The organism is Ramlibacter rhizophilus (assembly GCF_004681965.1).
GTDB classification, from domain to species: Bacteria; Pseudomonadota; Gammaproteobacteria; order Burkholderiales; family Burkholderiaceae_C; genus Ramlibacter; species Ramlibacter rhizophilus.
In genome coordinates this window covers 240,441-258,415 of the sequence record NZ_SMLL01000007.1, presented here as the reverse complement: position 1 = coordinate 258,415, position 17,975 = coordinate 240,441, and the positions used below count along the sequence as shown (strand labels likewise).

21 protein-coding genes are annotated in these 17,975 nt (G+C 69.7%); 14 read left to right on the top strand and 7 right to left on the bottom strand.

Annotated features, from left to right (window positions below):
* Nucleotides 1-15: 15 nt before the first annotated feature.
* From EZ242_RS18115 to EZ242_RS18085, 7 genes are all read right to left on the bottom strand, one after another.
* A complete protein-coding gene (locus EZ242_RS18115; protein WP_135286606.1) occupies nucleotides 16-999 on the bottom strand; it encodes an ABC transporter substrate-binding protein in 984 nt (327 codons plus the stop codon).
* Between the two features lie 11 nt (nucleotides 1,000-1,010).
* Nucleotides 1,011-1,793 carry an ABC transporter permease gene (locus EZ242_RS18110; RefSeq protein ID WP_135286605.1) on the bottom strand — a complete coding sequence of 261 codons (783 nt, stop codon included), beginning with the start codon at nucleotides 1,791-1,793 and terminating at the stop codon, nucleotides 1,011-1,013.
* Nucleotides 1,790-2,614, bottom strand: coding sequence for an ABC transporter ATP-binding protein (locus EZ242_RS18105; RefSeq protein WP_135286724.1), 825 nt, complete (start codon nucleotides 2,612-2,614; stop codon nucleotides 1,790-1,792). The genes EZ242_RS18110 and EZ242_RS18105 overlap by 4 nt, the downstream gene beginning before the upstream one ends.
* A gap of 2 nt (nucleotides 2,615-2,616) precedes the next feature.
* Nucleotides 2,617-3,021, bottom strand: a complete 405-nt coding sequence (locus tag EZ242_RS18100; protein WP_135286604.1) for a RidA family protein — start codon at nucleotides 3,019-3,021, stop codon at nucleotides 2,617-2,619.
* Between the two features lie 264 nt (nucleotides 3,022-3,285).
* On the bottom strand, nucleotides 3,286-3,990 hold the full coding sequence (locus tag EZ242_RS18095) for a GntR family transcriptional regulator (protein ID WP_135286603.1): 705 nt from the start codon (nucleotides 3,988-3,990) through the stop codon (nucleotides 3,286-3,288).
* A gap of 75 nt (nucleotides 3,991-4,065) precedes the next feature.
* Nucleotides 4,066-5,037 (bottom strand): Bug family tripartite tricarboxylate transporter substrate binding protein, encoded by a 972-nt coding sequence (locus tag EZ242_RS18090; RefSeq protein WP_135286602.1) that lies wholly within the window; start codon nucleotides 5,035-5,037, stop codon nucleotides 4,066-4,068.
* A gap of 29 nt (nucleotides 5,038-5,066) precedes the next feature.
* The gene (locus EZ242_RS18085) at nucleotides 5,067-6,065 is read right to left on the bottom strand and encodes a TauD/TfdA family dioxygenase (RefSeq protein ID WP_167784843.1); all 999 of its coding nucleotides are present in this window, start codon (nucleotides 6,063-6,065) and stop codon (nucleotides 5,067-5,069) included.
* Between the two features lie 389 nt (nucleotides 6,066-6,454).
* On the opposite strand from EZ242_RS18085, the gene EZ242_RS18080 reads away from it, so the two are divergent.
* The 14 genes from EZ242_RS18080 to EZ242_RS18015 are packed head-to-tail and all read left to right on the top strand — an operon-like array spanning nucleotide 6,455 to nucleotide 17,974.
* A complete protein-coding gene (locus EZ242_RS18080) occupies nucleotides 6,455-6,769 on the top strand; it encodes a hypothetical protein (protein ID WP_135286600.1) in 315 nt (104 codons plus the stop codon).
* A 29-nt stretch (nucleotides 6,770-6,798) separates the two neighbouring features.
* Nucleotides 6,799-7,647, top strand: coding sequence for a DODA-type extradiol aromatic ring-opening family dioxygenase (locus EZ242_RS18075; protein ID WP_135286599.1), 849 nt, complete (start codon nucleotides 6,799-6,801; stop codon nucleotides 7,645-7,647).
* A complete protein-coding gene (locus EZ242_RS18070; protein ID WP_135286598.1) occupies nucleotides 7,644-8,321 on the top strand; it encodes a cysteine hydrolase family protein in 678 nt (225 codons plus the stop codon). The genes EZ242_RS18075 and EZ242_RS18070 overlap by 4 nt, the downstream gene beginning before the upstream one ends.
* A 10-nt stretch (nucleotides 8,322-8,331) precedes the next feature.
* The gene (locus EZ242_RS18065) at nucleotides 8,332-8,793 is read left to right on the top strand and encodes a carboxymuconolactone decarboxylase family protein (RefSeq protein ID WP_135286597.1); all 462 of its coding nucleotides are present in this window, start codon (nucleotides 8,332-8,334) and stop codon (nucleotides 8,791-8,793) included.
* Nucleotides 8,790-10,253 (top strand): 2-hydroxymuconic semialdehyde dehydrogenase, encoded by a 1,464-nt coding sequence (locus EZ242_RS18060; RefSeq protein WP_135286596.1) that lies wholly within the window; start codon nucleotides 8,790-8,792, stop codon nucleotides 10,251-10,253. Before EZ242_RS18065 ends, EZ242_RS18060 begins: the two co-directional genes overlap by 4 nt.
* A 30-nt stretch (nucleotides 10,254-10,283) precedes the next feature.
* The gene (locus tag EZ242_RS18055; RefSeq protein WP_135286595.1) at nucleotides 10,284-11,162 is read left to right on the top strand and encodes a creatininase family protein; all 879 of its coding nucleotides are present in this window, start codon (nucleotides 10,284-10,286) and stop codon (nucleotides 11,160-11,162) included.
* 43 nt (nucleotides 11,163-11,205) lie between these two features.
* Nucleotides 11,206-12,000, top strand: a complete 795-nt coding sequence (mhpD, locus tag EZ242_RS18050) for a 2-keto-4-pentenoate hydratase (RefSeq protein ID WP_135286594.1) — start codon at nucleotides 11,206-11,208, stop codon at nucleotides 11,998-12,000.
* A complete protein-coding gene (locus EZ242_RS18045; RefSeq protein WP_135286593.1) occupies nucleotides 11,997-12,764 on the top strand; it encodes a 2-keto-4-pentenoate hydratase in 768 nt (255 codons plus the stop codon). Before mhpD ends, EZ242_RS18045 begins: the two co-directional genes overlap by 4 nt.
* 2 nt (nucleotides 12,765-12,766) lie before the next feature.
* A complete protein-coding gene (locus EZ242_RS18040) occupies nucleotides 12,767-13,732 on the top strand; it encodes an acetaldehyde dehydrogenase (acetylating) (RefSeq protein ID WP_135286592.1) in 966 nt (321 codons plus the stop codon).
* Nucleotides 13,732-14,763: a 4-hydroxy-2-oxovalerate aldolase gene (dmpG, locus tag EZ242_RS18035; RefSeq protein ID WP_420821260.1), complete on the top strand. Its 1,032-nt coding sequence runs from the start codon at nucleotides 13,732-13,734 to the stop codon at nucleotides 14,761-14,763. The genes EZ242_RS18040 and dmpG overlap by 1 nt, the downstream gene beginning before the upstream one ends.
* A 6-nt stretch (nucleotides 14,764-14,769) precedes the next feature.
* Nucleotides 14,770-15,648: a branched-chain amino acid ABC transporter permease gene (locus EZ242_RS18030; RefSeq protein WP_135286590.1), complete on the top strand. Its 879-nt coding sequence runs from the start codon at nucleotides 14,770-14,772 to the stop codon at nucleotides 15,646-15,648.
* Nucleotides 15,649-16,467, top strand: coding sequence for a branched-chain amino acid ABC transporter permease (locus tag EZ242_RS18025; RefSeq protein WP_205960679.1), 819 nt, complete (start codon nucleotides 15,649-15,651; stop codon nucleotides 16,465-16,467).
* Nucleotides 16,464-17,276, top strand: coding sequence for an ABC transporter ATP-binding protein (locus EZ242_RS18020; protein WP_135286589.1), 813 nt, complete (start codon nucleotides 16,464-16,466; stop codon nucleotides 17,274-17,276). The genes EZ242_RS18025 and EZ242_RS18020 overlap by 4 nt, the downstream gene beginning before the upstream one ends.
* The gene (locus tag EZ242_RS18015; protein ID WP_135286588.1) at nucleotides 17,276-17,974 is read left to right on the top strand and encodes an ABC transporter ATP-binding protein; all 699 of its coding nucleotides are present in this window, start codon (nucleotides 17,276-17,278) and stop codon (nucleotides 17,972-17,974) included. Before EZ242_RS18020 ends, EZ242_RS18015 begins: the two co-directional genes overlap by 1 nt.
* Nucleotide 17,975: the final 1 nt, after the last annotated feature.

Sequence of the window (17,975 nt, the reverse complement as noted above, 5' to 3'; positions counted from 1 at the left end):
GCGGCCTCGCCCGTCTCAGCGCGGGGGCTGCGTCGCCGTGCGATACAGCAGGGCCTTGCTGTCGAAGGCGCCCTCGAGCATGTTGTTCTTGCGCATGAGGTCCACCACCGCATCGACGCCGGCCGGATCGACGGTCTTCTCGAAAGGCGGCAGGTTCAGCGTCTTGATCTTCTCGGGCGGCAGCTTGGTGTACTCCGAGATGATCTTGGACCACTCCTCCGAGCCCTTGTTGGCGTTGGCCCAGTCCACGCCCTTGTTGTAGGCGCGCACGAACTTCTCGATCACCACCGGGTTCTGCTCCAGGTACCCCTTGGTCGTGGCGTACTGGCCCACGGGGATGTACTTTCGCACCGTGTTGTAGGGCCAGCCCACCAGGGTCATGTTGTCGGCCGACAGGCCGGCCGAGAGGAAGGGTTCCACCACGAAGGCGGCATCGACGCGGTCGCCCCGCACGGCGTCGATCATCTGCGGGAAGGGCACCTCCAGGTAGGTGACCTTGTCCGGGTCACCGCCGGTGGCGCGCACCCATTCGCGCGCGTACAGCCAGATGATGTTGTTGCGGGTGTTGACGGCCACGCGCTTGCCCTCGAAGTCCTTGCCGGTCTTGAGCTTGGCGTCCTTCTTGGCGATGAGGCCCGCCAGGTCCGGCGGCTCGCCGCCGGTGCCGCTGCCCGCCGCGACGATCTGGAAGCCCAGGTTCTGCTTGGCCCCCAGCACGATGGAGATGATGTTGCTGAAGGCGATCTGCACCTGCCCGGCGGCCAGCGCCGGAAGGCCGGCGGCGCCACCCGCCGTCGGCGTGGTGTCCACCTCCAGGCCCTCCTGCGCGAAGAAACCCTTGGCACGCGCGATCTGCAGCGGCGCCGTGTCGATGATGGGAATGGTGCTCACGCGCAGCTTGGTCGTCTGCTGCGCGACGGCGGGCGCGGCCAGGCCGGCCGCCACCAGCAAGGCCGTGGCCAGGCCGAAGACCCGGCGGGAAAGCGCATGGAAAGGCATGGGGTTCTCCTTCAATCGGTTGACGACAGGGACCAGTGGATGAGGCGGCGCTCCAGGCGCACGAAGAGCGCGTTCAGTCCATAGCCGAGGACGGCGAGGATGACGATCCAGGCGTACATGTCGGCGCTGCGGAAGGAGCGCTGCATGTCGATGACGAGAAAGCCGATGCCGCCCGTGCCCGCCATCATCTCGGCCACTATCACCAGCACCAGGCCCAGGCCCAGGCTCACGCGCATGCCGGCCAGGATCAGCGGCAGGGCCGAGGGCAGCACCACCTTGAACACGGCCGCGGTGGGCTTGTGGCCGAAGGTGCGCGCCACGTCCAGCAGCACCGGGTCGGTGCCGCGCACGCCCTGCACAGTGTTGATCAGGACCGGGAAGAAAACGCCCAGGGCGACTGCCGTCATCTTCATGGCGTCGCCCAGTCCCAGGAACAGGATGAGCGGCGGCAGCAGCGCCGGCTTGGGCAGCGGCCGCAGGAACTCCACCAGCGGCTCGAAGAGGCCGTGCACGAAGGCGTAGCGCCCCATCAGCAGGCCCAGCCCGACGGCCAGGGCGCAGCCGATGGCATAGGAGGCGAAGAGCAGGTACAGGGTCTCGGCCAGCGGCTGCGCGAAGTCCCCGCCGGTGAGGATGCCCCCGAGCTTCGCGATCACCACGCTGGGCGGCGGCACGATGGCCGCGTTGACCGAACCCGATCGGACGCAGCCCTCCAGCGCCAGCACCAGCGCGAGCACGGTGGCCAGGCCGAGGTAGCGCTCGGGCCGCCGGCGCGAGAAGGCGGTGGCGCTCATGCCTCGCGCCGCAGCAGTTGCGACAGCAGGTGGTGCCGCAGCTCGATGAAGCGCGGCAATTCCCGCGTGGCGATGTTGTCTCGCGGGCGCGGCAACTCCGTCTCCACCACTTCCACCACCTGCGAGGGCCGCCGCGACAGCACCGCGACGCGGTCGGCGAGGAACACGGCCTCGTCCACGTCGTGCGTGACGAGCACCGCGGTGAAGCGCTGCTGCTGCCACAGCTCCAGCACCAGGGCGTGCAGCTCCAGCCGCGTCAGCGCATCGACCGAGCTGAAGGGCTCGTCCAGCAGCAGCACGCGCGGCTGCGCGGCCAGCGCGCGCGCGATGGTCACGCGCTGCTGCATGCCGCCCGAGAGCTGCCAGGGGTATTTGCGCTCGGAGTCGCCCAGGCCGACCATCTGCAGGTAGCGACGGCTCTCCGCGTGCGCGCGCTCGCGGTTCATGCCGGGCCGGTGCTCGATGGCGAAGGCCACGTTGTCGATGACGGTGCGCCAGGGGAAGAGTGACTTGCCGTACTGCTGGAAGAGGTACACGATGCCCGGGGGTGGCGCGAGCACTGCATTGCCCTCGAAGCTCACCACGCCTTCGCTCGGCGCCGCCAGGCCCGCGGCGATCTGCAGCAGCGTGGACTTCCCGCAGCCCGAGGGGCCGATCACGGCCAGGAACTCTCCCTCGCGCACGTCCAGGTCCACGCCATCGATGGCGAGCGTCTGGCTGTCGCCGGCGCCGAAGTTCTTGCGGATCCCCTGCAGGCGCAGGTAGGGCGCGCGCGGCTCGGCCGCCTGCAGCGCATCGACCTCGGCGGGAGCCAGCTGCATGCTCATCCCAGCCAGGCGACGCAGTCGATCTCGACCAGCACGCCCGTGCGGTGCGGCGAGGCGGCCACGCAGGTGCGCGTGACCTTCTCGCCGGCCATGAAGTCGCGGAAGGCCTCGTTGAAGGCGGGGAAGTCGCTGGTGTTGCGCAGGCTCACGCGCATGTTCACCACCTGCGCCATCGTGGCGCCGCCGGCCTCCAGCACGGCCTGGATGTTGCCCAGCACCTGCCGCGTCTGCACCGCGATGTCCTCGCTCACCACCTCACGCGTCACCGGGTCCAGCGGCCCCTGGCCGGAAACGAAGATGAAGTCGCCGGCGCGGATGGCCTGGGCCAGGGGCGAGGGCCGAGACTTGTCGGTGAAGCCGGTCACCGGCGCCTTGTCGCTGTGGATGAGGGTCTTGGGCATGGCGGGTCCTGGGCGCGCTTGCGCCGTGGGCGGAAGGCGGGAAAAATAAATCGATTATTGCTGGCGCTATCGATCTGCCATGGCCAATTTAGACCGGGGTCTGCGAGCTGTCAACTGAACCGAGGGAATGCCCGAAGCGAAAGCCGCCGGGCAAGCGGCCCCGCAGGTGCCGGAGCGCTGCGCATGCGCTCGGCGATGGGTCGGGCAGGAGGCGAGCCGCGCGCAGCGCGGCCGGGCGATGGGGCGCGCCGCTCAGGCGCCCGTTCAGGCAGCCTGCTTGGCGGGCGCCGCTTCGTTCTTCAGCAGCGCCTTGCGGATGTTGGTGCCGGTGCGCTCGATGTGCTCGCGCAGGATCTCGCAGGCCAGGTCGGCGTTGCGCTCGATGGCCGCGTTGGCGATGTCGGTGTGCTCGCGCCGCACGGCCCGATCGAACGGCCGGGAGGTCAGGAAGAGGCGCCGGTAGCGGTCGTTCAGGTCGTGCAAGGTGGCGCTGAACGACAGCAGCAGCGGCATCTTGCAGGCGCTGATGAGGCGGTGGTGCAGGTCGCGGTGCGCGGCCTCCCAGGCCCCCGAGTCGGCCGGCATGTCGACGCGCTCGAGCTTGTTGAGCCGGTACAGGCTCGCGACCACCTCGCCTTCCCAGCGGTCGTCGCCTTGGGCGATGGCCTCGCGCAGCGCGAAGGTCTCGACCATCGCGCGCAGCTTGGTGACCTCGACCAGGTTCGCTTCGGAAATGGGGGCCACGCGGTAGCCGCGCTGGTCCTCCATCACCACGAACCCCTCGGCGGACAGGCGCGACAGCGCCTCGCGCAGCGGGCTCAGGCTGACACCGAAGGTCGCGCGCAGTTCGTCCAGCCGCAGCTTGCAGCCCGGCGCCAGTTCTCCATTGGAGATGGCGGCCCGCAGCGTGCTGGCAATGGCGGTGGAGAGCGTCTGGCCGTTCTGCTCGGCTAGCTGGGCGAGGTCCATGAGTTTATCGATGGGCGGAGGATTATCGATTATAGGGATCGCCCTAGGCCGAACCAGCAAGTTGACTCATTTCAACTACTTGGAGCCCGCAAGGCCCAACTTCCGGATGACGTCACCCCACTTCTCGTGGTCCGCCCGGATCACCGCATCGAATTCCTCCGGCGTGGTGGTGCGCGGCACGGCCGCATCGGACGCGATCCGCTGCTGGACCTCCGGAGCGCTCGCCGCCGCCGTAACCGCCTCGACCAGCCTGGCGCGCACGGGCGCCGGCACGCCTGCAGGGACCATGATGCCGCCCCAGGACGCGACCGTCGCATCCGGCAGGCCTTTTTCGGCGAAGGTCGGCACGTCCGGCAGCGCGGGCAGGCGCTTGGCGCTGGAGACCGCCAGGATGCGCACCGCGCCTGCCTTGGCATGCGGCGCGTACGCCAGCAGCCCGTCGCAGGCAGCGCTGACCCGGCCAGGCAGCAGGTCCTGCAGCACCTGCGAGGTGCCCTTGTAGCCCACGTGGACCATGTCGATACCGGCGCGGTCCTTCACCAGCTCGCAAAGCAGGTGCTGCGCCCCGCCCGAGCCGGACGTCCCGAAATTCACCTTGCCCGGATTCGCCTTGGCGTAGGCGACGAACTCCTCCAGCGTGCGGACCGGCAACTGGCCGCTCACCACCAGTCCCATGGGCAGTTCGCTCACCAGCGAGATCGTCTCGAAGTCGCCGCGCTGGAATGGCACCTTGGCAAACAGGTGGGGCGCGATCGCGAAAGCGTTGGCGCCGGCGTAGAAGAGCGTGTAGCCGTCGGGCTTGGACTTGGCCACGTAGTCCGCCCCCAGCAGCGTCGCGCCGCCCGGCTTGTTCTCGACCACGACCGGCTGGCCGAGCGTGCGCTGCATGCGCTCGGCGACCATGCGCGCGACGACGTCGAACTGCCCGCCGGCGGTGTAGGGAACGACGAGCTTGAGCGGACGATCCGGCCAGTCCTGCGCGCCGGCCAGGCTGGCGACCGCGAGGGCTGCGCCGACGAGCAGCGCGCGGGCAAGTTGCTTGATCACATCGATCTCCTTCGGTGGCGGGTGGGCACTCAGGTGGCCTGCGGCACGGGGTGGCGCAGCCAGTAGTCCATGTCCTCGAAGCGCGGCCGGAAGTACTCCGGCAGCACCTCGTAGCCGGGCGTGCGCAGCCACAGGCGCAGCAGCAGTCGTTTACGCCCGGGCTCCTCGTGGTCCACGAAATCGGTGCGCGAATGCAGCACCACGCGATTGTTGAGGAACTGGATGTCACCGGGCTGGAAGTCCATGTCGAGGCGGAAGCGGTCGCTGGCGCACAGCGCGTCTACCAGGGTCATCGCCTCGAGCTGGGCGTCCGTCAGGCGAGGCACCTCGGCAAAGCGCTGGGCACTGTCGATGTAGGTTCGCCCGTGCTGGGTGAAAAGGCGCCCGTTGAACTGAGAAAAGCGCGGCTCGACATAGAAGGGCGGGCGGCCTGGCGGCTGCTCGCCGCGGATGTCGCACCACCACGGTCCGTAGAGGACTTCCAGCAGGTCCGCCCGGGTCCGCAGGATCTCGTTGTGCACGGCGGCGGCGCTGGCGATGCAGCTCGCACCGCCGGAAAGAGAAGTGCGCACGCACAGCAGGCCCACGACGTCGCCCTGGTCGTTGTGGAAGGGAAGCCGCCGCGCGGTGTGGAAGCCGCGCGCCGTCGGGTCGCGGTACTGGTCGCCGCCCCGGTCCTCGACGCGCACCAGCAGCTCCCCGCGGGGCGTCTGCGCAAGCGCAGTTCCCAGGTGGGCGCCGATTCCCCAGTAGACCTGCTCGACGGTCGGAAGGTCCCAGCCTTCGACCGGCACGCCCCGCAGCAGGACCACGCCGCGGCCGTCCTCCAGCTCCTCGCGCATGCGGGCCAGGCGTGGCCCCAGCAGGGGCAGGGGAAACTCGCGAGCGCCGAATGCAAGCCCTGGGCCACGACCGGCCAGGCCGGCCGCCGCCGCCCGGAGCTCGGCCTGCTCCGCTTCGGTCAGCGGCACCACCCACCGCGGGTCGCGCCGCATGTCCTCGGCCGTCCAGGCCGCGGGGCCAGTCACCGCGCGAGCAGTCATCGTTTTATCTCGGTTAATCGAGTTGGTTTTAAATCATCGATTTCTACCCCCGGACTGTCAAGCGCCGTGGGTATCCGCCCCGAAACGACCGCCACCGGTGAGCTTGACTGGACGCCCTCGGCTCCAGGCGGACGGAGGGCGCCAGGGTCGGCAGTGCTGTGGTCCGGCCGGACACGGCGAGCGTTCGCGCGGCCGCGCCGGCACCTGGACCGCACAGGGCGCAACCTGCGGTCCACGCTGCTGAGCTGGTCGAACCCGGCACCACGGCGCGCAGGGGCGCCCGGATCGCCCCCTTGCCTGCTCGCTCCCAACGCCTACAATCGATTTTCGTTGCTTTTTCGATTGCTTAGCCGAACCGGCATGGGAGACAAGCCATGGGAATCCGAGACACCGACCGCACCTTGCCGTCCAACCGCATGGTCTTCGAGCTGCGCCGCGACCCCGAAGCCTACGACCTCTTCCGCCGCGACCTCGAGGCCAGCATGGCCCGCTTCAAGCTCAGCGACGAGGAGAAGCAGGCCTGGCGCGAGGTGGACCTCGCCACCCTGGCCCGCCTCGGCCTGCACCCCTACTTCCTGCCCCAGGTCTCGCGCCTCTTCAAGGGCGGGGGCTACAACCACAACGACAGCGAAGCGGCTCGGCTGTACGCCGAGAAGATGAAGATCGCCAGCGGCGCCGCCGCCCGCTGAACCGCCAACCCGCTGCACAAGGACAAGCCATGGCAAGACTGATCGCATCGATCGGCATCGCGCACGCCCCCGGCGTCACCGGCTGGATCGACAAGGCCCCGCCGCACGAGCAGGAGGCGGTGCTGGCCGGCTATGCGGAGTTCGGCCGCCGCATGGACGAGCTCAAGCCCGACGTGGTGATCGGCGTGGCCAACGACCACCTGCTGAACTTCTCCATGGACAACATCCCGGACTTCTGCGTGGGCATAGGCGACGAGTGGGCCGGCCCGGCGCCGTGGTTCCGTGACTGGCTCAACGTGCCGGACTACCGCATCGGCGGGCACCGGCCGCTCGCGCGCGCCCTGGTGCGCGAATCGGCCCGCGCCGGCATCAACCATGCCTTCGCCGAGGAACTGCTCTTCGACGACAACTGGTCGGTGCCGCTGAAGTTCCTCTTCCCGCGCTACGACGTGCGCTTCGTTCCCATCCACATGAACCCGATCGTGCCCCCGGTGCCCAGCGCCGCGAAGTGCCTGGAGGTGGGCCGGCAGATCGCGCGCATCGTGCAGGCCTTCCCCGGCGACGAGCGCGTGGTGCTCATGGGAACGGGCGGGCTCTCGCACGATCCCGGCGGCCCGGACTATTTCACCGTGCACGAGGACTTCGACCGCTGGTTCATGGCACTGATGGAAAGCGGCGACACCGAGCGCGCGGGCCGGGAGCTGACCATGGACAAGCTGCTCTCCGGCGGCGACGGTGGCGCAGGCGAGCTGCTGTCCTGGGTGGTGGCCATGGGCGCCGCCGCCGAGCTGGGCCGCCCGAAGGCCGAGAGCGTGTTCTACGTGCCCTCCGTTCCCATGCGCTGCGGCATGGGCGGCTCCTACTGGGACCTCTCATGAGCCTGGCCGGCCGCGCGCTTCCGCTCGGGCTGCCCGAGCGCCTGTCGCCTGCCCGCAGCGTCCTGGTGGTGGTGGACATGCAGAACGATTTCTGCGCCGAAGGCGGCTACATCGACCGCACCATGGGCAAGGACGTGTCCGCCGGCGCGGCCATCCTGCCGCAGGTGCAGGCGCTGGTGCGCGGCGCGCGCGAGGCGGGCGTTCCGGTGCTGTGGCTGCGGGCGGACTATTCGCACGACCGCATCCCCGACTCCATGGCCCTGAAGCTCGCCGCCCGCGGCATCGAGGCCGAATGCTGCAAGCCCGGCACCTGGGGCTTCGACTGGTTCGGGGGCCTCTCGCCGCAGGCGGAGGAAGCCGTGGTGACCAAGCACAGCTACTCGGGCTTCATCGGCACCGACATGCAGGCGCAGCTGGCGCGGCTGGGCCGCAGAACGCTGGTGTTCTGCGGCGTGCAGACGCAGGTCTGCGTCGAGTCCACGCTGCGGGATGCGCACGCCCACGGCTACTTCTGCTTCGCCGTGCAGGACGCGGTGGGCTCGCACACACCGGCCCTGCACGCGGCCACGCTGGACAACGTGCGCTTTCTCTTCGGGGACGTCTGCAGCAGCGCCGAGGTGCTCTCGGCCTGGCAGGCCCCTTCAAACACCGACTCACGAGCCCCTTCCCGCTAGGAGACACACCATGCTGCCCAAACGAATCAACCTCACCGCGGTCCGCAAGCGCATCGGCCCGTATGCGGACGCGAACGAGAGCGTCGAGCAGCGCGGCAAGATCTATGAAGAATTGATCGGCTTCGTGCCGCCGCGCATCGAAGCCCGCCTGAACGTCACCGGCGCCCTCGACCCCAAGATGGTGGACCTGCAGGAGCAGATGCGCGAGCACGCCATGTACCCGCGCAGCTTCGACGTCAAGACCGCACAGCTCATGCTGTTCGGCATGCTGCTGATGGACGGCAGCGACGCCGCCGTCCTGCACGGCATCGCGGCCCGCCGCGCCGGCGCGAGCTGGCTGGAGATGCAGGACACGGTCAACCTCTGCTTCCTGTTCCGCGGCCTCTCGGCCGCCAACCGCGGCGCCGAGCTGCTGGCGAACATCGCCGCGCGCGAGGAAGAGGAAGCGGGCACCACGGGAGCCGCGCCATGACCCGGGAAACCCTGCACTTCATCAACGGCCAGTTCGTCGGTGGCCAGAGCGGCCGCCTGTTCGACAACCGCAGCCCGCTGGACAACCGCCTGGTCTCGCGCGTGCACGAGGCCGGCCGCGCCGAGGTCGATGCGGCCGTGCGCGCCGCGCGCGCCGCCCTCACCGGTCCCTGGGGCCGCATGACCGCGGACGAGCGCGCGCAGCTGCTGCACGCGGTGGCCGACGAGATCAACCGCCGCTTCGACGAGTTCCTGCAGGCCGAGATCGCCGACACCGGCAAGCCCGTGTCGCTCGCCTCCCATATCGACATCCCGCGCGGCGCGGCGAACTTCAAGATCTTCGCGGACACGATCAAGGGCGTGGCCACGGAATTCTTCGAGACGCCCACGCCGGACGGCAAGGGCGCCATCAACTATGCGCTGCGCGTGCCCAAGGGCGTGGTCGCCGCCATCTGCCCCTGGAACCTGCCGCTGCTGCTCATGACCTGGAAGGTCGCGCCGGCGCTCGCCTGCGGCAACACGGTGGTGGTCAAGCCCTCGGAAGAGACGCCCTCCACCGCCACGCTGCTGGGCGAGGTGATGAACGCCGTGGGCATCCCGCCCGGCGTCTACAACGTGGTGCACGGCTTCGGGCCGGACTCGGCCGGCGAGTTCCTCACCACCCACCCGGACGTGAACGCCATCACCTTCACCGGCGAGACGCGCACCGGCGCGGCCATCCTGAAGGCGGCGGCCGACGGCATCAAGTCCACCTCCATGGAGCTGGGCGGCAAGAACGCCGCGCTGGTCTTCGCCGACTGCGACATGGACCAGGCCATAGAGACCACCACCCGCTCGGCCTTCGCCAACTGCGGCCAGGTCTGCCTTGGCACCGAGCGCATCTACGTGGAGCGGCCGATCTTCGACGAGTTCGTGCGCCGCCTGGGCGAGGCGGCCCGGTCCATGAAGCCCGGCCGCCCCGACGACCCGGCCACGAAGATCGGGCCGCTGATCTCGCACGAGCACCGGCGCAAGGTGCTCTCCTACTACGAGAAGGCCAAGGCCGAGGGCGCGACCCTCGTTGCCGGCGGCAGCGTGCCGCAGATGCCGGGCGAACTGGCCGAGGGCGCATGGATCGAGCCCACCGTGTGGACCGGCCTGCCCGAGACCAGCGCGGTGGTGCGGGAGGAAATCTTCGGCCCCTGCTGCCACGTGCGGCCCTTCGACACCGAGGAAGAGGCCATTCGCCTGGCCAATGACACGCCCTACGGCCTGGCCGCCGCGCTGCACACCACCAACCTCGCGCGGGCGCACCGCGTCGGCGCGCAGCTGGAGGTGGGCATCTGCTGGATCAACGCCTGGTTCCTGCGCGACCTGCGCACGCCCTTCGGCGGCAGCAAGCAGTCGGGCATCGGCCGCGAGGGCGGCGTGCACTCGCTGGAGTTCTACACCGAGCTGCGCAACGTCTGCATCAAGCTCTAGGAAACCGTGAACGAATTGGACAGGGTCGCCATGAGCACCGACATCTTCTCCGAGACGCTCGCCGAGATGACCTGGTACGAGGTCGAGCAGGCCGCGCGTGACGGCGCCGTGCTGCTGTGGGCCTTCGGGGTGATCGAGCAGCACGGGCCGCACCTGCCCACCGGCACCGACGTGTACATCCCGCAGGCGCGCCTGCGCGAGGTCAAGCGCGAACTGAAGGAGCGCGGCATCCCCGCGCTCATCGTGCCGCCCTACTACTGGGGCGTGAACGTGGTCTCGGGGGCCTTTCCCGCCTCGTACCGCGTGCGGCCCGAGATCATCCGCGAGCTGATGGCCGACGTGTTCCAGAGCCTGGAGGGCGACGGCTTCCAACGCGTGTTCTGCTTCTCCGGCCACGGCGATGCGCTCCACAACCGCACCATCCACGAGGGCATCCGCCTGGGGGCGAGCCGCACGAAGCTGGACCTGAGCTTCGTCATCGACGCCGCGCTCGCCACGCGCCTGTCCATCCCGCTGGACGACCCGCACCTGACGCTGCCGCCCGGGGAGGAGAAGCCGGCCGGGGGCATCCGCTTCTTCCAGGTGAACTCGTCCTCGCCCTCGGCACCCGAGGCGGGCGAAGCACCGCCGCGCTACATCGACGTGCACGCCGGACGCTGGGAGTCCTCCATGATGCTGGCGAGCTGCGCCGGCCTGGTGCGCGACGAGGTGCGCCGCACGCTCCGGTCCACCGACCTGGGCCCGGAGGACCTCGCCGTCTGGCGCAAGGGCTTCGAGGATGCGCGCCGCACCACGCCGCTGGGTTACTTCGGCGACCCGGCCGCCGCGAGCGCGGACGAGGGCCGGCGCACACTGAAGTCGGCCGCGGCCATCGCCGCCGACGCGATCGCGGCGCGCCTCGCCCGCTAAGCTGCGCGCTTCGCTGTTCAACAAAGAGAGAGACACGCACCCCATGAACCACCAGCAACTCCAGGAAGCGGCTCGCGCCCTGCGCGAGGCCGCGAAGACTGGCCAATGGATCCCACCGCTGCGCGAGACCTACCCCGGACTCGACAACGCAGGGGCCTACGCCATCCAGAAGATCAACACCGAGCAGCGCGTGGCCGAGGGCCGGCGCATCGTGGGCCGCAAGATCGGACTCACGGCCCGCGCCGTGCAGGCGCAGCTGGGCGTGGACCAGCCCGACTTCGGCAGCCTGTTCGACGACATGGGCTTCGGCGACGGCGAGCCGGTGCCGCTGTCCATGCTGCAGCAGCCCAAGATCGAGGCCGAGATCGCCTTCGTGCTGGGCCGCGACATCGAAGCCGCCGAGCCCACGGGCGTGGACGTGCTGCGCGCCATCGACTACGCGCTTCCGGCCATGGAGATCGTGGGCAGCCGCATCGCCGGCTGGAACATCAAGTTCGTGGACACGGTGGCGGACAACGCCTCCTCGGCCGCGTACGTGCTGGGCAGCTCGCCGCGCAAGCTGTCGCAGTTCGATGTGCGCCTGTGCGGCATGGCCATGCTGCAGCGGGGAGAGCCGGTCTCCACCGGCGCGGGCGCGGCCTGCCTGGGCAACCCGCTCAACGCCGTGCTCTGGCTGGCGCGCACCATGGCGCGCCTGGGCTCGCCCCTCAAGGCGGGCGACCTCGTGCTCTCCGGCGCGCTGGGGCCGATGGCGCCGGTCAAGCCCGGCGACATCTTCGAGACCCGCATCAACGGGCTGGGCACCGTCAAGGCCGTGTTCGAGGGAGCCAAGGCATGAGCAACATCACCGAATTCGCCCGCCTGCTCGACGAGGCGGCGCGCACCGCCACTGAGGTGGACCAGATCGACCCCAAGAGCGAGATGTCGCTCGAGGACGCCTACCGCGTGCAGCAGGCCTCCATCGCGCGACGCCTGGAACGCGGCGAGAAGCGCGTGGGCGTGAAGATGGGTTTCACCAGCCGCGCCAAGATGGTCCAGATGGGCCTGTCCGACGTGATCTGGGGGCGCCTGACCGACGGCATGCGCGTGGAGGAAGGCGGCAAGACCTCGTTCTCGCGCTACGTGCATCCGCGCGCCGAGCCGGAGATCGCCTTCGTGCTGAAGAAGCCGCTGGACGGCGCGGTGACGGCCGTCGAGGCACTGGCCGCCGTCGAAGCCGTTGCGCCGGCCATCGAGATCATCGACTCGCGCTACAAGGACTTCAAGTTCACGCTGCCGGACGTCATCGCCGACAACGCCTCGTCCAGCGGCTTCGTGATCGGCCCCTGGTGCGACCCGCACCAGGACTTCGCCAACCTGGGCCTGACCCTGTCCATCGACGGGCGCGTGGTCCAGGTGGGCTCCACCGCGGCCATCCTGGCCCACCCGCTGCGCTCGCTGGTCGCCGCCGCGCGCCTGTCGGCCGCCGCGGGCGAGCCGCTGCAGGCCGGCTGGGTGGTCATGGCCGGCGGCGCCACCGCCGCCGAATGGATCAAGCCCGGGCAGTACGTCTCGCTGGAGATGGAAGGCCTGGGCGGCTGCGGCTTCCACATGGGGGAATGAGCATGAACGCGCAACGCAAGCTCAAGGTCGCCATCATCGGCTCGGGCAACATCGGCACCGACCTGATGATCAAGGTGATGCGCAACGCGAAACACCTGGAGATGGGTGCCATGGTCGGGGTCGATCCCGCCTCCGACGGCCTGGCCCGGGCCGCGCGCCTGGGCGTGGCCACCACCGCCGAAGGCATCGGCGGGCTCCTGAAGCTGCCGGTGTTCAAGGAGATCGACGTGGTCTTCGACGCCACCTCGGCGGCCGCGCACCACAAGCACGAGGAGGTGCTGCGACCGCACGGCGTGCAGGTGATCGACCTCACGCCCGCGGCCATCGGACCCTACGTCATCCCGTCCATCAACCTGGACGAGGTGGACGCACCCAACATCAACATGGTCACCTGCGGCGGCCAGGCCACCATTCCCATGGTGGCGGCCGTGTCGCAGGTGGCCAAGGTGCACTACGGCGAGATCGTCGCCTCCATCGCCAGCAAATCGGCCGGCCCGGGCACCCGCGCCAACATCGACGAGTTCACCGAGACGACCCGCCTGGCCATCGAGAAGCTGGGCGGGGCCGAGCGCGGCAAGGCCGTGATCATCCTGAACCCGGCCGAGCCGCCGCTCATCATGCGCGACACCGTGTTCGTGCTGTCCGAGGCGGCCGACCAGGCCGCCGTCGAGGCGAGCATCGAGCGCATGGTCAAGGCCGTGCAGGGCTACGTGCCGGGCTACCGCCTCAAGCAGAAGGTGCAGTTCGAGGTGATCCCCGAGAGCGCGCCGCTGAACGTTCCCAAGGTGGGCCCGCGCAGCGGCCTGAAGACCTCCATCTTCCTGGAGGTGGAGGGCGCGGCGCACTACCTGCCGTCCTACGCCGGCAACCTGGACATCATGACCTCGGCGGCCCTCGCCTGCGGCGAACGGATCGCGCGCCGCCGCATCGAACAGAAGGCCACGCGGGCCGACAGGAGCGCAGCATGATGAAGGACCAGAAAATCTACATCTCCGACGTGACGCTGCGCGACGGCAGCCACGCCATCCGCCACCAGTACAGCGTGCCGCAGGTGCGCGCCATCGCCGCCGCGCTCGACGCGGCCGGGGTGGACAGCATCGAGGTCGCCCACGGCGATGGCCTGGAGGGCTCCAGCTTCAACTACGGCTTCGGCGCCCACACCGACCTGGAGTGGATCGGCGCGGTGGCCGAGACGGTGAAGACGGCCAAGGTGGCCACGCTGCTGCTGCCGGGCATCGGCACCATCCACGACCTGCGCAACGCCTACGACGCGGGGGCGCGCATCGTGCGCGTGGCCACGCACTGCACCGAGGCCGACGTGTCCCGGCAGCACATCGAGTACGCGCGCGAGCTGGGCATGGACACCGTGGGCTTCCTCATGATGAGCCACATGACGCCGCCGCACGCGCTGGCGCAGCAGGCCAGGCTGATGGAAAGCTACGGCGCGACCTGCATCTACGTGGTCGACTCCGGCGGCGCCCTGGGCATGCGCGACGTGCGCGAGCGCTTCCGCGCCTTCAAGGAGGTGCTCAAGCCCGAGACCGAGACCGGCATCCACGCGCACCACAACCTGAGCCTGGGCGTGGCCAACAGCATCATCGCGGTGGAAGAAGGCTGCGATCGCGTCGATGCCAGCCTGGCCGGCATGGGCGCGGGCGCGGGCAACGCACCGCTGGAGGTGTTCATCGCCGCCATCGACCGCCTGGGCTGGAAGCACGGCACCGACCTGTACAAGCTGATGGACGCGGCCGACGACATCGTGCGCCCGCTGCAGGACCGCCCCGTGCGCGTGGACCGCGAGACGCTGGCGCTGGGTTACGCCGGCGTGTACTCCAGCTTCCTGCGCCACGCCGAGGCCGCGGCCAAGCGCTACGACCTCAAGACCGTGGACATCCTGGTGGAGCTGGGCCGCCGCAAGATGGTGGGCGGACAGGAGGACATGATCGTGGACGTCGCGCTGGACCTGCTGAAGGCGCGCGACGCGCAGAAGCAGGCCTGAGCGCCCATGCTGGAACAGCAGCTCCTGAACGGGTTGATGCTGGGGAGCACCTACGCGCTCATCGCGATCGGCTACACCCTGGTCTTCGGCGTGCTCCACCTCGTTCACCTGGCCCATGGCGAGGTGTTCATGGTGGGCGCCTTCGCCGGCCTGGCGGCCGTGGGCCTGGCCGGTGGCAACATGTTCCTCGCGATCTTCTTCGGCATGCTGGCGGCGGCGCTGGTGGGTGCACTGGTGCATCTGCTGGCCGTGCGGCCGATCCGCCAGCGCAAGGGCCACGAGCTCGCCCCCATGATCAGCACCATCGGCGCCGGCATCGTGCTGCAGGAACTGGTGGCGCATGCCTTCGGCGCCGAGCAGGTCGGCTTCCCGCACGGCATGAGCGCCACCTCCTGGCAGATCGGCAGCGTCACGGTGACGGCCGTGCAGCTCGTGATCCTGGGCGTGTCCGTGGTGCTGATGGTGGCGCTGCACCTGTTCGTCACCCGCACGCGCGCCGGCATGGCCATGCGCGCGACGGCGGAGAACGCCAGCATCGCGCACACGCTGGGCATCCGCTCCGAGCGCATCGTGCTCCTCACCTTCGTCGTCGCTTCGGCGCTGGGCGGTGCGGCCGGCGTGCTGGTGGGCCTGTCCTTCAACGCGATCTCGCCCTTCATGGGCATCGACATGGGCATCAAGGGCCTGGCCGCCATGCTGCTGGGCGGCCTCGGCAACATCTACGGCGCGATGCTGGGTGGACTCATCATCGGCCTGGCCGAAGTGCTGAGCGTGGCCTACCTCGCATCCTCCTATCGCGACGCCTTCGCCTTCTTGATCATGATCGCCGTGCTGCTGCTGCGACCGCGCGGCATCTTCGGCTCCACGCACCACGTGGAGGGCTGAATGGACATGCTGCTGGACCCGTACGCGCAATCGGTGCTGGTGTTCATGGGCATCAACATCATCCTGGCCCTGAGCCTGTACCTGCCGGTCTCTGCGGGGCTGCTGTCGCTGGGCCAGGGCGGCTTCATGGCCATCGGGGCCTACACCTCGGCCTGGCTCACGGTCGAGGCGGCCTGGCCTTTTCTTCCCGCGCTGGCGGCGGGTAGCGCGGCCGCCGCGGTGGTGGGGGCCCTCGTGGGCTTTCCCGCGCTTCGCATCCGGGGCGTGTACCTGATCATCCTGACCATGGGCTTCGGGGAGATCGTGCGGGTGTTCTTCCTGAACTTCGAGCCGACCGGAGCCGCCTCGGGGCTGGGCGGCATCCCCATGCACACCACCCTGCCGCTGCTGGCCGCGGTGGTCGCCCTCCTGCTTCTGGGGTTCTGGCAGCTGCGCCGCTCGCGCATCGGGCGCGCCATCGCCGCCGTGCGCGAAGACGAGCTTGCGGCCGAGATCATCGGCGTGAACCTCACGCGCGTGAAGGTGGCCTTGTTCGCCATCGGCGGCGCCATCGCCGGGCTGGGTGGCGGGCTGTACGCGCACTTCGCCTCCTTCATCGATCCGGCGCAGTTCGGATTCCACCGCTCCGCGGAGATCTTCATCATGGTGCTGCTGGGCGGCATGGGGAACTTCATCGGCGCCACGGTGGGGGCCGTGACCGTCACGCTGCTGCCCGAGCTGCTGCGGGGCCTGGAGGACTGGCGCATGGTCTTCTTCGGCAGCCTGCTGGTCGTCATGATGATCGTGCGGCCATGGGGCCTGGTGGGGGCGCGCCGATGACGCACGCGCCTGCCCTGCTGGAAGTGCAGGACCTCTCCAGGAGCTTCGGCGGCTACCAGGCCGTGAGCGAGGTGAGCCTGCAGGTGCAGCCAGGCACCATCCATGCCGTCATCGGCCCCAACGGCGCCGGCAAGACGACCCTGTTCAACATCGTCAGCGGTGTGCTGCCGCCCAGCGCCGGCCGCGTGCGGCTGCAGGGCCGCGAACTCACCGGGCTGCGGCCGGACCGCATCGCCCGCCTGGGGCTGGTGCGCACCTTCCAGGGCGTGCGGCTCTTCGGCGCCATGAGCGTGCTGGAGAACGTGCAGACGGGTCGCTTCATCCGCACGCGCAGCGACCTGGCTGCCATGTTCCTGCGATTGCCCTTCCGCGAGTCGCGCCAGGAGGGTGCCACGCGCCGGCGGGCCATGGAGCTGCTCGACATGGTGGGCCTGGCCGGCCAGCACGCCGCGCGCGCCAGCGACCTGGCGCTGGCCGACCAGCGCCGGCTGGAGATCGCCCGGGCGCTCGCCACCGAGCCGCGCCTGCTGCTGCTGGACGAGCCCGTGGCGGGCATGAACCCCGTGGAAGTGAACGAGGCCGCGCAGCTGATCGGCCGCATCCGCGACAGCGGCATCACGGTCCTGCTCACGGAACACCACATGAGTCTGGTGATGGCCATTTCCGACCGCATCACCGTCCTGAACCACGGCCGCCGCATTGCGGAAGGCAGCCCGCGCGAAGTGCGCGAGGATCCGCTGGTGCTGGAGGCCTACCTCGGCCGCGAGGATGACGAGGACGAATCGTCGCGCGAGGAGGTGCTGCAGTGATGCTCCAGGTGCGCGGCGTGGAGATCGCCTACGGCAAGGTGCGCGCGGTGCAGGGCGTGGACCTGGCGGTGAACGCGGGCGAGGTGGTGTCCCTGATCGGCCTGAACGGCGCCGGCAAGAGTTCGCTGCTGCGGGCCATCGCCGGCCTGAACCGGGTGCAGGCCGGCAGCATCCATTTCGAGGGCGCGCCGGTGCACAACCTTGCCGCGCCCGAAGTCGCGCGGCGCGGCATCGCGATGGTGCTGGAGGGGCGCTCCACCTTCAAGCACATGACGGTGCAGGAGAACCTGGTGCTGGGCGGCTACATGCGTTCCGATCGCGCCGGCTTCGAGGCCGACGTCGAGCGCATGGTGGGTCGCTTCCCGGCCTTGAAGAAGCGCCTGAAGCAGGCGGCCGGCACGCTCTCGGGCGGCGAGCAGCAGATGCTGGTGATCGCCCGCGCGCTGCTCATGCGTCCGCGCCTGCTGATGCTCGACGAGCCCTCGCTCGGGCTCGCCCCCCTGGTGGTGGCGGACATCTTCCGCCTGATCCGCGAACTCAATCGCGAGGGGCTGACCATCCTGCTGGTCGAACAGAACGCACGGCAGGCCCTCAAGCTCTCGCACCGCGCCTACGTCATGGAGACGGGCCGCGTGGTGCTCGAGGGCCCCGATCTCGCACGGGACGAGCGCGTGCGCCAAGCCTATCTGGGCGTTTGAA